Source organism: Aquimarina agarilytica ZC1 (genome assembly GCF_000255455.1).
Taxonomy (GTDB): domain Bacteria; phylum Bacteroidota; class Bacteroidia; order Flavobacteriales; family Flavobacteriaceae; genus Aquimarina; species Aquimarina agarilytica.
In genome coordinates, this window is record NZ_JH621279.1 from 1 (window position 1) to 15,886 (window position 15,886).

Genomic DNA, 15,886 nt, shown 5'->3' on the forward strand with positions numbered 1-15,886 from the left:
CTTGAAGAACTATTACCTGGATATCAGTAAAAATCTAAAACGTAGTTGCTCGGACGGATACCTGTAAATCGTATTTTTTCTTTTACTATTTCATATCACTGAAAAAAGAATATGACGACCTCGTTAGGGGTTTTCTTTTTATCTTATAATAGAAAGAAAAAGCACAGTTTAGTATGGGAATTTCAATGTTAAACAATAAAAAAAATGTTGATTGAAATTACACAAATTACTATTTCTAGAATATTGTGCACTATTTATTTTTTAATTAAAATTTAACAAATAACATTTATTTTATTTAAAATCAGACATTTATAAAAAATAAAAATAATTTATGTTAAAAAAAATATAAATATAAAATTGAATAGTAAACAATTAAAAAAATGAATAGTATTCAATATTTAACATGTAAAATTATCTATCATTTAAATTAACATTGTTTTTAATATCAATTAAACAAATAACATTTTTTTGATAAAACACCTGTAATTATAAGCCGTTAGTAAGTCTAATTAATCATCATTTATTAATAATTAAAAAATTATGACTCTAACACTCAAAACACTCAAACGCTCAACAGCACTAGCCGCATTAGGCTTGTGTTCTTTTAAAGGGTTTTCACAAATTTTAACTAGTGGATTTTATCCAGATCAAGGTAAATTAACCATTGCAACAAGTTATACATATAAGCAGTCTGATGATTTTTGGGCTGGAAGTAATAAGCGTCCAGGTAACCCAGCTGGCTTAGGAGAAATTACATCTGATATTTTTAACTTATATGCTGAATATGGTATTACTGATAAAATATCTATTGATGTAAATATCCCTTACATAAAAAATACAAGTGGAACAGGTCAAAAAGATCCTGTCCTTGATGATAATGAAATATCTGGGGTGCAAGATTTGAATATTTTTGCTAAGTTTAAAATTTTTGAAAAAAGTGGTGATGGTTTTGGGCGATTTAATTTAGGATTTGCAACAGGAATTGGATTACCACTTAGTGATTACGAAGGAGAAGGTGTTTTATCTATCGGTAATGAAGCTACTTCATATAATTTTGATTTTATTGCTCAATATGAATTGCCTATGAATTTATTTATTGAATTGCAAGGAGGATCTAGTGTACGTGATAGTGATGAATTTAATATACCTTCTACACTTTCGTATGGTGCTAAAATTGGGTATTTTCATAAATACTTTTATGTGCATGCCGAATTAGATTTTCAAGATTCAGTTGACGGGTTAGATATTGGAACACCCGAATTTATGGCCGCTGGAGGTCCTGCCATTTTACCAGAAACTGAAGTGGATTTTACTTCTTTAGGTTTTTCCGCTTACGTTCCTATTTACAAAGATCACTGGGGGGTTTCTGCTGGTTATACCACAACTTTAGATGGGCGAAATTTTAGTAATGAATCCTCATTTTCTTTTGGTGTAATTTATCAAAACTTATTTCATAAGAAAACTGAAGAATAACAAACAATTTATTTTATTTTTTCCAAAAACCATGGTTTGTTTATTCAAATCATGGTTTTTTTTAATTCCACTTATTTCTAGGAATCTTAACTCAACATAAAACCCTTTTTAGAAAGACCTTTCAAAAACTTCCGCTAAGCTTGTACTAATACGATTTACTAACAAAAATTTCGCATATCTGCTGTTTCTTTTTCACTATTCTGGCGTTAAAAAAAGCAATCATAATTTAGGCTATGCTTTTTCCTGCAAGCATCAACTGGCTCATCACTATAGTGCTGCCCTGCCTTAGACTAACAAAAAATAATTCAGCATATTTATACGAAATTATTATCAGCAAATCGTATAACATTATTTGTTTGATGACTTATCGCAATAATCTCAATGGGTAAATGTTATTAAAAACGGAATAAAAAGGAAAGCCTTATAAATAAACTAAAAACGTAAATTTGCTAAAAAATATATTACATAGACAAATATGAAATTGACAGATTTTTTAAACAAACTTAGACAAACACCTAGTACTATCGCTTTCGCAGAAACTATGGAAGTTATCGAAGCAAATTATAATTTTACAGAAACAGCCTTTAAAAACGGGGATACTTATAATGAAGCAGGACAAAATTCTGGATCATGTAAACTATTTGCTTTTGCGCAAATAAATGAACTTTCAAAAGAAGATACATTAGCTTGTTTTGGCGAATATTACCGAAAAGATGTATTGGAAAATCCAACAGGGAATGACCATACTAATATTCGTAATTTTATCAAATTTTCATGGACAGGTATTGAGTTTAATGGTCAAGCTTTAATTCAAAAATAATTTTTTATAATACCATTATCATTTAGCGCTGCAGTAAGAAGCTACAATTTTTATGATTAAAATTTCTAAAAAAACACTTCAAGATCTTGAATTTGAAACAGTCTTGATGCATATTTCGGAGCTTTGTACTACCGAAAAGGGTAAAATAGAGGCATTAACTATTGTGCCGTACACTACAGAGGAAGTACTGCTTTATGAATTGGCAAAGGTTAATGAATACAAATCCTCATACTTACAAGATGCACGTATCCCCAACCATGGTTATGATTTGGTGGATAACGAACTTAAATTACTGGGTATTGAAAATACATTTATTGAAGCCTTAGGTTTAAAAAAAATTGTATCCCTAAACCTGACTGTAAATGACCTGCTAGTTTTTTTTAAAAAGAAACATGAATTATACCCTAACCTAGCTCATTTTGCAAGCGAAATTACATTTACACTTGATTTAATTCAAAACATTGAAGCTGTAATAGATCGTTATGGGGAGGTTAAAAATACGGCTTCGCATGAATTAACACGAATTAGAAAAGGTGTCACCAATATCCAATCACAACTAAACGGGAGTTTTGGACGCGATTTATCACGTTATAATGCTCAGGGCTATTTGGATGAAATTAGAGAAACTGTTGTTGATAACCGCAGGGTTTTAGCAGTAAAAGCTATGCATCGCCGTAAAGTAAAAGGGGCTATCATGGGGAGCTCTAAAACCGGAAGTATTGTATATATTGAACCTGAAGCTACGCGTACTTTTAATAATGAGTTAAGTAATTTATTTTATGAAGAGCGTGAAGAGGTGATTCGTATTTTAAAGGAATTAACAAATCATATCCGTCCTTACAGCGAAATTATTGATTCTTTTCAAACCTATTTAAGTGCTATTGATATGATTTCGGCAAAAACTAAATATGCCGAATCCATGAATGCTATTCTCCCAAAAATTAACAGTGAACGTGATTTGTATTTAAGGGATGCCTATCACCCCCTGCTGTATTTAAATAACACCTCAAAAAAAGAAAAAACCTATCCTCAAACTATAGGTCTTGCTCAAAATAGTCGAATAATTGTTATTTCTGGACCCAATGCGGGTGGAAAAAGTATCACACTAAAAACTATTGGATTACTTCAGCTTATGCTTCAAAGTGCTATGTTGATACCCGTACACGAATACAGTCGTGTGTGTTTATTTGATACCATTTTAACAGATATTGGCGATAATCAATCTATAGAAAATCACTTAAGTACCTACAGTTATCGATTAAAAAACATGAATTACTTCTTACGGAAGTGTAACAATAAAACCCTGTTTTTAATTGATGAATTTGGTACAGGTTCCGATCCCGAATTGGGAGGTGCTTTGGCTGAAGCTTTTCTAGAAGTTTTTTATGAAAGAGAGGCTTTTGGAATCATCACAACGCATTACGCTAACTTAAAAATGCTAGCTAATGAATTACCCGCTATAACCAACGCCAATATGATGTTTGATGCCCATAGCTTAAAGCCTTTATTTAAGTTAAACTTAGGCGAAGCTGGAAGCTCTTTTACCTTTGAAGTTGCTCAAAAAAATGGAATTCCATATAGCTTAATTAACAAGGCTAAAAAGAAAGTAGAACGAGGTAAAATTAGGTTTGACAAAAGCATTGCCGACCTTCAAAAAGAGCGTTCAAAATTAGAAAAAACACGTACTAATTTAACGAAACACGCCAATAAAGCTGAAGATGAAAGAGAACGTTTAGAAAAAATAAATGAGCGTGTCCAAAAAAAATTGGAAGGTTTCCAAGAGCTTTATGACAGTAATCAGCGTTTAATTTATTTGGGAAACAAAGTAAAAGAACTTAGCGATACGTATTACAGGACAAAAAAGAAACGTCCTATGATTGACGAGTTTTTGAAAATTATTGAAGTTGAAAACTCTAAAATAAAAAAGCAATCACTTAAACAACGTAAAGCCGAAGCTGCCAAAAAGAAACAAATTGAAAATGAAGCCCAACAAAAAGTAGCTAAAATTAGAGTTGAAAAACAAAAAATAAAGGAACAAGAAAAAGCTAAGCCTGAAAAACCAAAATTGCTACCTAAAATAAATGATAGAGTACGATTACTAGACGGAAAAGCTGTAGGAACCATTGATTCTATTGAAAAAGGCAAAGCAATTGTCAATTACGGCCTATTCACAACAAATGTAAGTTTAGACCAACTAGAACTGGTAGAAAGGGTTAAGAAATAGATTTTAGATTTTAGATTTTTTTTTGAATTCTTCAAAAAAAATCTATCAACTGACAACTCATAACTGACAACTGACAACTAACAACTCAAAAGAACAACCAAAATGAAAATAGTATTTGCCACCAATAATCAAAATAAGGTAAGAGAGGTTCAAGCACTCCTACCCGACACTATAGAACTATTAAGTTTAAAAGATCTTAAGTGCTTTGAGGATATTCCTGAAACTTCGGCTACTATTGAAGGTAATGCCATTCAAAAAGCCCAATATGTTTATGATAATTATGGTTATTCGTGCTTTGCCGATGATACTGGTTTGGAAGTTGAAGCATTAAATGGAGAACCTGGTATTTACTCTGCACGTTATGCAGGTCCTGAAAAAGATGCTGAAAAAAATATGCAGAAGCTTTTAAGCAATTTAGCAACTAAAAACAACCGAAATGCGCACTTTAAAACGGTAATTGCTTTAGTGGGTTTTAGTCCAGAGTTACTTACTTTTGAAGGCATTTGCAAAGGAGAAATCACTACCGAAAAATTAGGAGATCAAGGATTTGGCTATGATCCTATTTTTATGCCAAAAGGTTATCAAACTACTTTTGCTCAAATGCCATTAGCTGAAAAAAATAAAATTGGACATCGTGGCAAAGCGGTTCAAAAGCTTATTTCTTTTTTTAAATAGCCGCATACTCAGGGTTTAAACAAGAACCTAGGTTTGATTCACATAAAATTAACTCATAGAGTTTACTTTTTTTCACTTTCTAAGGTGGGGTTTTATATAGTTAAGCTGTTATTATAAAAACTTAAAGCCAATTGAAAATGAAAATTTTTATTTTATTCTTATTAATTACATCAAATATTTTTTCTCAATCCCAAGCATTTATTACTACATGGGATACCGGTACCGAAAAAAATATCATCATTCCTACGACTGGATCGGGATACAATTACACTGTTGACTGGGGTGATGGTACTATTGAAACGAATATACCAGGTACTATTGAGCATAACTATGATGTTCCAGGTTTGTATACCGTTAAAATTACAGGAGACTTCCCTCAAATATTTTTTAATAGTAGTTTAACAAGACTAGGCGGCAACCTTGGTAATGCTTTAAAAATTAGAAGTATTGAACAATGGGGCAGCATTGAATGGCGCTCCATGAAAAATGCTTTTTCGGGGTGTGTCTCATTAAAATCAATAAATGCAACCGATGCCCCTAACCTTTCCAAAGTTACAGACATGTCCGAAATGTTTGCGGATAATTATTTACTTAATGCCACTATTGGGCATTGGGATGTGAGTAATGTAACTAATATGAGAGGTCTTTTTAGAGAGGCAAGGAAATTTAATAATGATTTAAATAACTGGAATGTTAGTAAAGTGACTGACATGAAAAATCTTTTCAAAAAAGCATTATCATTTAACGGAAATTTAAGTAAATGGAATGTTCAAAGTGTGAAAGATATGTCAAATATGTTTGAACTTGCCGTTAACTTTAATCAGGATATTTCTGAATGGGATGTAGCTAATGTTACTACTATGAAAAATATGTTTTACAGGGCTGATGTTTTTAATCAAAGCATAGGGAATTGGAATGTAAGCAATGTAACAACCATGGAAAATATGTTTCACCTGGCTTCTTCTTTCAATAAAAATATAAGCGATTGGAATGTAAGCAATGTGACTACTATGCAAAGCATGTTTTTCAATGCTATTCATTTTGATCAAAATATAGGTAGTTGGGACATAAGTAATGTTATTAATATGAGTAATATGTTAGATTTTACAAACATATCCATCGCTAATTATGATACTATTTTAAAAGGCTGGTCTACATCTGCTAAGTCAAATAGAATAAATTTGGGAGCAACAGGCTTAATTTATTGTGATGCTAAAAGTGCCCGTAATACACTTATAAACACTCATAATTGGACTATTTTAAATGATGTAAACGATTGTAATCAAAGTTCATTTATCACTATTTGGCAAACTAATCGTTTAGGAAAAAGCAATGACAATCAAATTACAATACCTACCATAGGTGATGGCTACAATTACACGGTTAATTGGGGAGATGGAAAATCTGATACTGCAGTAACCGGAGATATTACCCATACCTATGATCAAGCTGGTATTTATAGTATTCAAATCACTGGAGATTTCCCTAGAATTAACTTTAATAATTTTGATAATTTTACTTTTGAAGAAAAGGATAATCATAAACTACTTGTAATAAGACAATGGGGTAAAAATCCATGGATATCATTCAAAAATGCATTTGATGGGTGTAAAAATTTAAATATTACTGCCGATGATAGTCCTAATTTATCCAGTGTTAAAAGCACAGTAAGAATGTTATCAGGTACTAGATTAAGTAGAGCAGATAATATAGAATCATGGAATGTAACAAACATTACTGAAATGAATTACATGTTCGAAAAAAGCACATTTAATCATGATATTAGCATGTGGGATGTTAGTAATGTAACGAATATGGAGGGAATGTTTTTTAGATCTTCCTTTAATCAAAATATTGGAAATTGGGATATACAAAACGTAAAAGATTTATCATTTATGTTTACTAGCTCTACTTTCAATCAGGACATTAGTAAGTGGGACACTAGTAATGTTACAAATATTACTAATTTGTTCTATAACAATGCTCATTTTAATCAAGATATTAGCAAGTGGGATATAAATAATATAAAATCCATGGAGGGAGTTTTTGGTTTCGCAACTTCATTTAATCAAAATATTGGTCTATGGGATGTGAGTAATGTTACTAGCTTAAGTGGAATTTTTAAAGGGGCTACATCCTTTGATCAAGATTTGAGTAGCTGGGATATTCGAAATGTGGGGCTTTTAGTAGGAGTATTTGATGACTCAGGACTGTCAACTACCAATTATGACAAAGTTTTAAAAGCTTGGGCGGAACTTGTTGATAAAGGCCTTCCCGATAACCTTTATATTAGCGCTAGAGGACTTACATACTGTACAGCAGAAGCAGCAAGACAAAAATTAATAAATCATGGCTTCAAAATTGAAGGCGATACCAACGATTGTAGTACGCTAAGTATATTAGATCCTATTTTTAAAGAAAAAAAGCCCATCAAATTATACCCTATTCCTACCACAAAAGAATTATTTGTGGACACAAGTATACTCACTACAAATACAAGCTATCAAATTATGAGTATTTCTGGAAAAAATGTGATGTCTGGAAAATTATCTAAAGCTAATAATTCGATAAATGTTACTTCTATAGATACAGGAATATATTTTTTACAACTACAAACAAGTAGTAATTTTTATGCCCCTATCAAGTTTATAAAACAATAATATCAACAAGGCGTATGCGCTTAATTTGGTCAAAAATTAAGCGCATACGCCTATTATTTTACATGTATTCAATTCAAGAAAGAAGATTTTAATTCGGATAAAATTATACTCAACTCGCATTATAATATTATTCGCTTTTATTTGAATGACACATTAAGAAAATATCAATTCACAACATTCTTTTTAAGTTAAATTGAAACTTTAACTTACCTCCATTTCTTTCAACAATAATAGTAGTTCTCTTACCTTGTTTAGATGATAACCATTCTGAAATTTCACTAATTTTTTTATGATCTAAACTCTTATTATTTATCGATAATATAACATCTCCCTTTTTTATTCCAGCTTCAAATGCTGGAGAATTTTTTCTTACTTGTGCTACTTCAAAAATAGGGACTAGTTCAAATTTGTAAAACTTAGTTGCCGAAAATGTAGTCGTGGTTTCAATACCTTGGTCATTAGTATCCGAAAACCCAATTTTAGGATTAAACGTGGATACAATTTTCTTTCCACTGTGCTCAATTTCAATCCCACTCATGTTATATTCAAATGGATCCTTAAAAAAATGATTCTTTTTTAAATAAATTGCCCTTTCCGAAGTGTTAATCACCAAATTGAATCGTTTTAATAATTTGGCGCAAATACTCCCATTTCTTCCATTGTAGCTTTTAACTATAGCAACAGTTGTAGAGTCTGGAAATGAAACGGTAGTATTATAAAAATTAAATTTACCTAAGGACAGTTTGTCTAATCTGCTTCGCTTTCCAAAAATATCTCCGCCAATTCCCCTACCCATATAGTCTTCAAAATTCTTTTCAGGAATATCAATTCCATTACTGGAGTCTTTAAGTAGCCATACTGTATCACCAGCACCAGTGTCCAATAACATTTTAACGGGTATGGATTTCTTGTTCAAAACAATAGCACTATTTACATACAGTCTTTTTTTAAAAATCTGCAAGGTGTTTTTTTCATAGTTCCTTACTTTTTTAATGTTAAATGCTTCGGGTTTATAAAACTTTATAAATTTTTGGCTGTAATTAATAGCAACGGTAAAATTTGTAAACAGATCACATCCTATAATACCATGGATAGGAATACCTAAACGACCCGAAAAATTTATATCCTTATCCAAGATCAACTCCAATGATTGATTAGGATTAATTAACTCCCCAATTTTAAACACATTACTGTTTGAATGAATTGTTTCTACCGCTTGTGAGGACCCAAGTCCTTTTATTTTACGTTTTTTTATATTTTTTAGATTTAAAGAATCTACGTTGGTGGTATTAAAAAGTAGTGTTGAACTCGCCCCCGTATCCAAAATAAAAGTAAGTTCTGTCCCATTTAATACCACAGGAATCACTATCATGTTACTTATTAGCTCAAATTTTAACTTATATTTTTGAATTTCAGGATCAACGAATTGATATCCCTTTTGGGCATTCGCAAAAAAAGTAAAGAATAAACTAATTATTAAAAATTCTAAAGTACTTCTTTTCAAAATTTGACAGTTTAGTAAAAGATACAATTAATATTAATTCAATACTTTCAAATTTGTAAGAAAAATTTTGATAGGATTCAATTTGTTAAAGAAAAATTCATAGTTTTATCCTACAAGATAATCACATGACAATAACACAGCTTAAATATGTATTGGCAGTTGCCGAATATCAAAATTTCACTAAAGCCGCTAAAAACGTATTTGTAACACAGCCCACGCTTAGCATGCAGATACAAAAGCTTGAAGATGAATTAGATATTCAAATTTTTGATCGTACAAAAAAACCAATACAACTTACAGAAGTAGGAAAAAAACTAGTCGTACAGGCTCGGAATATTGTAAATGAGAGTAACCGAATGCAAGATGTTGTTGATCAACAGAAAGGCTTTATTGGTGGGGAATTTACTCTGGGTATTATACCTACTATAATGCCTACCTTACTTCCAATGTTTTTAAATACTTATATAAAAAAATTCCCTAAGGTAAAACTCAAAATAGTCGAATTACCTACCGAAAGCATTATTCAAGATATTTTGGATGGTCATTTAGATGCAGCTATTGCTGCAACACCTTTAAATAATATTAATATAAAAGAACGTGTATTGTATTATGAGCCTTTTGTAGGTTATGTTCCTCCTAATAACAAACTAGCTAATCATGAAAAGCTTTCTCCTGCAGATTTAGACATTAATGAAATGTTACTATTGGAAGATGGGCATTGCTTTAGAGATAGTGTTCTAAATATTTGTAAAACTCAAAAAACTTATGATGAAGAGCGCTTTAAACTAGCTAGTGGTAGTTTTGAAACAATGATAAAACTTGCCAATGAAGGCTTAGGTATGACATTACTCCCCTATTTAAATAGTTTAGATATCAAAGAAACCGATAAGCAAAATTTACGCTCCTTTGAGGACCCAAGTCCTGCCAGAGAGGTAAGTTTAATTTATCATAAAAGTGAATTGAAAATTCAAATCATAAATTCATTAAAAGATACCATCACTTCAATTATAAAAGGGGCCATTGCTTTTCAAAATGTTCAAATAATTAGTCCTTTAGGTAAATGATTTAGTTCAAAATTTATATTTGAAGTAAAATTCTTATATCATATACCTATTATTTTTCAGGTATAAAATTATCGTATACCTAATGTTTATAGGTACTCAAACGATAATAGATGCTAATTGCACATTTATTATGTTTTTGACATGTTTTTTTGTTAAAAATAATATTTTTATCACTATTCTAACAATTAATCATTCAAATATTTACTGCTCATAAAAAAAACTATAACCTATATATTTATTTATGAAAAAAGTTAGACTATTAGTACTGTTCGGATTACTTACAGGTGTATCTGTTCAATCCCAGAATGATTGGGATGGTATTGAAGTCCCTGCCGATGCGGGATCAAAACAAGTTTGGGAACTTCAAGAGGATGTTTCCGACGATTTTAATTACACACTTAATCCAAGTACAGCAAGAACATTTTTTGGAAGCCGTGAGGGTGTTGACGGAAGCAGTTCAAATGCTGTAAAAAACAAATGGTATAATTATTACCATCAAAATTGGGAAGGGCCTGGATTAACTAGATGGAGACACGAAAACGTTTCCGTTAAAGATGGACAACTCCAATTAATTACCAAAAGACTTGAAACACCTGATTTAAAAAAGTTTTTACATAATAATGTAGACTTTGAAAGTCAAGCGACACGTTTAGGTTGTATATCATCTACTAAACAAATACAATTTCCGGTCTATATTGAAACCAGAGCCAAAATTCCTAACGCAGTTACGGCATGTGCAGGTTGGCTTTTGAGTCCCGATGATACTCAGGAAATTGACTTTTTAGAAGCTTGGGGAGGACAATATGCTAGGAATGTCTTTTTTGGATCTAACATTAGTTTAGCGGATCGATTACATTTTAGCCATCATGTGTTTATTAGACCTCCAAACTTTGAGGATTACCAACCAAAAGATGCTACTACATGGTATACAGGTCCTGTAGGAACAAAAACCTATTGGCACGAAAAATTCTATAGGTTTGGTGTCTATTGGAAAAGCCCTACTTATTTAGAATTTTATTTAGATGGAAAATTAGTTAAAGTTTCTAACAGTTTAGACAATCAACCTGGTTTAGATGGCATTGACCCATTAAATATTACTTCTCCAGATAGAACTGCTGCTAACCGTACAGGTTTAAATAAGCCTATGGATATTATTATAAATATGGAGGATCAGGATTGGAGAGCTGCGCAAGGAAGTACACCAACTGATGAAGAAATTAAAAACTTTCCAGATGATCATACCATGAAGGTAGATTGGATTAGAGTGTACAAACCTGTTAAAGCACTAGATTTTGTTGATGCTACAAGCGTAAGTATTGATAGCGAAAACTTTAGTTTAACTATAGGAGAAACTACAACCTTAACCGCTACAGTGGAACCAAGTAATGCTTCAGATAAAAAAGTTTCATGGTCAAGCGATAAAGGATTTATAGCTTCAGTTGACACCGATGGTGTAATTACAGCAAATTCTGAAGGAACTGCTATTATAACTGCTACTTCTAATGATGGAGGATTAACAAACACTATAGAGGTTACTGTTATTGATACAGCACCAACAACAGCCGGTGATAAAGAATTAGTCATTGAAGCCGAAGATTTTAACGAAACTGGTGGAACCTATGATGGTTTTGGTAAGTTTGCTGTAAACGGTAAAGCTGGTATCAATTTTAATCAAAAAGGGGATTGGGGAGATTATATAGTGAACATTCCTGCTACTGATGATTTTAAAGTTACCTATTATATTGGTACACCTTTAGAAGCATCTAGAATAGAAATGTTAGTGGATGGTGTTTCTGTATCAAATGTTGCCGTTATTGCTAGTGGGTGGAATGATTTTGTAGCACTTGAAGTACCTACAAGAATCACATTGACCGAAGGAGAACACACCATACGTTTACAAGGAGCTGGTAGTAATGCCGATGATTGGGAATGGAATTTAGAACGATTTGTTTTAGAAGGAACTAAAGTATTATCTGTGGCTAATTTTGCAGTTAATCCAGATAAAAACTTAGCAATTGTACCTAATCCTGTGAAAAATCAATTTAGGATTACAAATTTAAAATCCGATGATTTCGACTTTACTATTTATGATTTATCGGGGAGTATTGTAAAAGCGGGAGTAGTAAATAGTGATACAAATATTAATACTGATTTGCTTACTCAAGGAATGTATTTTGTAAAACTTTCAGATACTAACGCTGAATTTACTTTAAAATTAATTAAAGAATAATTAAACTCGAATTATACATATAAAAGCCAGGTTTCCATAAGGAAACCTGGCTTTATTTTATAAACAAAAAACTCTAGTCTTTTTGTTGAAATTTTGTTCGTTTACTACCGGCGTACATATTATAATTTACCAAACGGGCTTCAAGCTTGGCATTAAATACTTTTATTTTTCTTGAAGGTCTAAGTCCTACATATTTTAAAGCCTCTAAATCCGAAGTAATAAACCAAGCAACAGTTCCTGGGTATTCTTTTTTTAACGTATCCCCTATTTGACCATAAAATGTTGGCATATCAATAGGTAAACGCTCTCCATAAGGTGGATTAAATACCATATGTAATGATTTTTCTGGGGCCATTTGTTTTGTCGACTCAAAAAAATCGGCTTGTTCAATACTCACAAAATCACTCATGTTCGCATTTTCAATATTATCTTGAGCCTTTCTTACTGCCGAAGGAGCTTTATCAAAGCCAGAAATTTTAATCGAACAATCGCGTATCTTTTTTAAAACAGAAGCTTCTATTTTTTCAAAAAGATCCATATCCCAATCCAACCATTTTTCAAAAGCAAATTCCTTTCTATTTAAATTCGGTGGAATATTACAAGCAATCATCGCTGCTTCAATAAGTAAAGTACCACTACCACACATAGGATCCAAAAAATCAGATTGCCCCTTCCACCCCGAAAGCATTAATAAACCAGCTGCCAACACTTCATTAATAGGTGCTATATTAGTTGCTGTTCTATATCCCCTGTGGTGAAGTGATTCTCCTGAACTGTCCAATGAAATGGTACAAATATCTTCAGAAATATGTATGGAAACCATTAAATCTGGATGATTGGTATCCACATCTGGTCTTTCATTATATTTATCTCTAAACTGATCAACTATAGCATCCTTGGACTTTAATGCTACATATTTAGAATGGTTAAAGGTCGTGGAGTTTACCGTAGTAGCATATACGGCAAATGTATCATCCTTAAACATATAATCTTCCCAATTAATACTTTTTACAAAATCATATAAAGCCTCATTATCTGCAACTTTTTGCTCTGCTATAGGTTTTAAAATTTTTAAAGCCGAACGCAAACACAAATTGGCTTTATACATAAAACCTGTGTCTCCATAAAAACTTACCATTCGATTCCCTTGGGTGACTCTTTCGGCTCCTAAAACTCGAAGCTCATTGGCCAATATTTCTTCAAAACCATAAAAAGTTTTGGCAACCATTTTAAACGATGTACTCACGCTATTAAAACTTAATAAAAATTAATGTTTCTGTTCGTTTAAATCTATATTCAATTCAATTAAAAATTCATATGAATTGTAATTTATTGTAAGAATAAAAGACTTAAACGATATTAACTATTGCAAAAATACATTAATTTTGTGCCCCTATGCCAAAAGATACAACAAAGTGGTACGCGGAGTGGTTTAATACTCCTTATTATCATTCATTATATAAAAATAGAGATGATTCCGAAGCTAAGAAGTTTATGGATAATCTTACGCAACATTTAAGCTTGCAAACAGATGAAACTATACTAGATTTAGCTTGTGGTAAAGGCCGTCATAGCCGCTATTTAAACAGCTTAGGTTATCAAGTAACTGGAGTTGATTTATCCAAAAATAGCATCGATTTTGCTAAGCAACATGAAAATGAGCGCTTAGAATTTGCTGTTCATGATATGACTCAAGTTTATCCCCAACAATTTAATGTTATTTTTAATCTTTTTACCAGTTTTGGTTATTTTGAAAAGGAAGAAGATAACTTAAATACCATTAAGGCCATTAAATCTAATTTAAAAACAAATGGTATTGGTGTAATCGATTTTATGAATGTAAACTATGTAATCGATAACCTAGTCCCTTCTGAAACCAAAACTATAGAAGGTGTTACATATACTATTAGCCGATTTGTTGAAAATGGTTTTATTAATAAAGAAATTAACTTTATTGATCAAGGAGATGTCTTTACTTTTACCGAACGTGTAAAAGCTATAAAGTTAGATGAATTCAAAGCTTATTTTGAAACAGCAGGTTTAACGTTGCTTGAAATTTACGGGGACTATAATTTAACTAAATTTAATACAGCAAGTTCACCTAGATTAATCATGATTTTTCAGTAATGAATTACCTTTTACCTGTTATAGCCGTATTGCTTGGTTTTGGTTTAGTTTATTTTTTAAAACCCGAAAATCAACGAAATATAAAAATATTACTTTCATTTAGTGGAGGTTTTTTGTTAGCAATAACTGTTTTTAATCTCATTCCCGAGATATTTGAGCATTCACATAATCAAGCTTCAAAATATATTGGCTTATTTATTTTATTTGGTATACTCTTTCAGATTTTCTTAGAATATTTTTCTAAAGGTGCCGAACATGGTCACACACATAGTCATGGAGACCAAAAGGAATTTCCTTGGTTATTGTTTTTTAGTTTATCTATTCATGCTTTTTTAGAGGGGTTTCCTATTCATAAAACGCATGGCTTACTCATAGGTATTATTATACATAAGATTCCTGTAGCTATTATTTTAGCCACATTTTTAGTAAGATCGGAGCTTTCAAAAATATATACATTTGTATTTATGCTATTATTTGCTTTTGCAACACCTTTGGGTAGTTTTATTGCTGACAACTTTAGTGTAATAACTCAATTTTATACCGAAATTACTGCCGTTGTCGTTGGGATATTTTTACATATTTCAACAACTATTCTTTTTGAAAGTAGTGAAGGACATCGCTTTAATCTAGCAAAATTAGCAGCAATTATATCAGCCATTACTTTAGCTTATTTTATTTAAATGTTTAGTAAAGAAGAGTCAAAACGTATACGACAGGAATTTTGGACAAGTTTTGGACAAGAATATCCTCGTAAATGGTTATTATACAATACCAAAATAAAGGAACTTTCGTTAAAATTTACGTTTACCACAAAATTCGCACAAGTATCTATTGATATTGATTCCGATGACGAAATTATTAAGGCTTACTATTATGAAAAAATATGGAGCTTAGAAAATATTCTTAAAACAACATTTATTCCAGGAATAATATTAGACCCCCAATATGAAATTAATTATGGCAAACATATAAGTAGGGCTTACATTCAACTTGATAATGTTTCTATACACAATAAAAAAACATGGAATGCCACCTATGAATTTCTATATGAAAACATGGCTCAATTAGAATTGTTTTTTTATGAATATGAGGATTTCATAAAAGGCTAA

12 protein-coding genes are annotated in these 15,886 nt (G+C 31.4%); 10 read left to right on the forward strand and 2 right to left on the reverse strand.

All coding sequences use genetic code 11. From position 1 onward, the window contains the following. The first annotated feature begins 540 nt into the window (after window positions 1-540). The 5 genes from KQA_RS0214660 to KQA_RS0214680 all read left to right on the forward strand — a co-directional run bounded on the left by KQA_RS0214660 (window position 541) and on the right by KQA_RS0214680 (window position 7,852). Window positions 541-1,473 carry a hypothetical protein gene (locus KQA_RS0214660; RefSeq protein ID WP_010182205.1) on the forward strand — a complete coding sequence of 311 codons (933 nt, stop codon included), beginning with the start codon at window positions 541-543 and terminating at the stop codon, window positions 1,471-1,473. 475 nt (window positions 1,474-1,948) lie between these two features. Next, entirely contained in the window at window positions 1,949-2,293 is a 345-nt protein-coding gene (locus KQA_RS0214665) for a HopJ type III effector protein (protein ID WP_010182206.1), read from the forward strand. Window positions 2,294-2,345: 52 nt separating this feature from the next. Next, the gene (locus tag KQA_RS0214670) at window positions 2,346-4,517 is read left to right on the forward strand and encodes an endonuclease MutS2 (RefSeq protein ID WP_010182208.1); all 2,172 of its coding nucleotides are present in this window, start codon (window positions 2,346-2,348) and stop codon (window positions 4,515-4,517) included. 102 nt (window positions 4,518-4,619) lie between these two features. Then, window positions 4,620-5,192, forward strand: a complete 573-nt coding sequence (locus KQA_RS0214675) for a non-canonical purine NTP diphosphatase (protein WP_010182209.1) — start codon at window positions 4,620-4,622, stop codon at window positions 5,190-5,192. Between the two features lie 137 nt (window positions 5,193-5,329). Beyond that, on the forward strand, window positions 5,330-7,852 hold the full coding sequence (locus KQA_RS0214680) for a BspA family leucine-rich repeat surface protein (protein ID WP_010182210.1): 2,523 nt from the start codon (window positions 5,330-5,332) through the stop codon (window positions 7,850-7,852). Between the two features lie 169 nt (window positions 7,853-8,021). Here KQA_RS0214680 and KQA_RS0214685 read toward each other — a convergent pair whose 3' ends face one another. Then, on the reverse strand, window positions 8,022-9,356 hold the full coding sequence (locus tag KQA_RS0214685) for a retropepsin-like aspartic protease (protein ID WP_010182211.1): 1,335 nt from the start codon (window positions 9,354-9,356) through the stop codon (window positions 8,022-8,024). Window positions 9,357-9,481: 125 nt separating this feature from the next. Here KQA_RS0214685 and KQA_RS0214690 point away from each other — a divergent pair, with 125 nt between their 5' ends. Both KQA_RS0214690 and KQA_RS19670 read left to right on the forward strand, forming a co-directional pair. Further along, the gene (locus KQA_RS0214690; protein WP_010182213.1) at window positions 9,482-10,420 is read left to right on the forward strand and encodes a hydrogen peroxide-inducible genes activator; all 939 of its coding nucleotides are present in this window, start codon (window positions 9,482-9,484) and stop codon (window positions 10,418-10,420) included. A gap of 241 nt (window positions 10,421-10,661) precedes the next feature. Further along, window positions 10,662-12,650, forward strand: a complete 1,989-nt coding sequence (locus tag KQA_RS19670; protein WP_010182214.1) for an Ig-like domain-containing protein — start codon at window positions 10,662-10,664, stop codon at window positions 12,648-12,650. Window positions 12,651-12,723: 73 nt separating this feature from the next. Here KQA_RS19670 and KQA_RS0214705 read toward each other — a convergent pair whose 3' ends face one another. Then, window positions 12,724-13,896 carry a THUMP domain-containing class I SAM-dependent RNA methyltransferase gene (locus tag KQA_RS0214705; RefSeq protein WP_010182216.1) on the reverse strand — a complete coding sequence of 391 codons (1,173 nt, stop codon included), beginning with the start codon at window positions 13,894-13,896 and terminating at the stop codon, window positions 12,724-12,726. A gap of 149 nt (window positions 13,897-14,045) precedes the next feature. Between KQA_RS0214705 and KQA_RS0214710 the strand changes: the two genes are divergently transcribed. The 3 genes from KQA_RS0214710 to KQA_RS0214720 are packed head-to-tail and all read left to right on the forward strand — an operon-like array spanning window position 14,046 to window position 15,886. Continuing rightward, window positions 14,046-14,777: a class I SAM-dependent methyltransferase gene (locus KQA_RS0214710; protein WP_010182218.1), complete on the forward strand. Its 732-nt coding sequence runs from the start codon at window positions 14,046-14,048 to the stop codon at window positions 14,775-14,777. Beyond that, on the forward strand, window positions 14,777-15,457 hold the full coding sequence (locus KQA_RS0214715) for a ZIP family metal transporter (protein WP_010182219.1): 681 nt from the start codon (window positions 14,777-14,779) through the stop codon (window positions 15,455-15,457). Before KQA_RS0214710 ends, KQA_RS0214715 begins: the two co-directional genes overlap by 1 nt. Beyond that, window positions 15,458-15,886 (forward strand): DUF4268 domain-containing protein, encoded by a 429-nt coding sequence (locus KQA_RS0214720; protein ID WP_010182220.1) that lies wholly within the window; start codon window positions 15,458-15,460, stop codon window positions 15,884-15,886.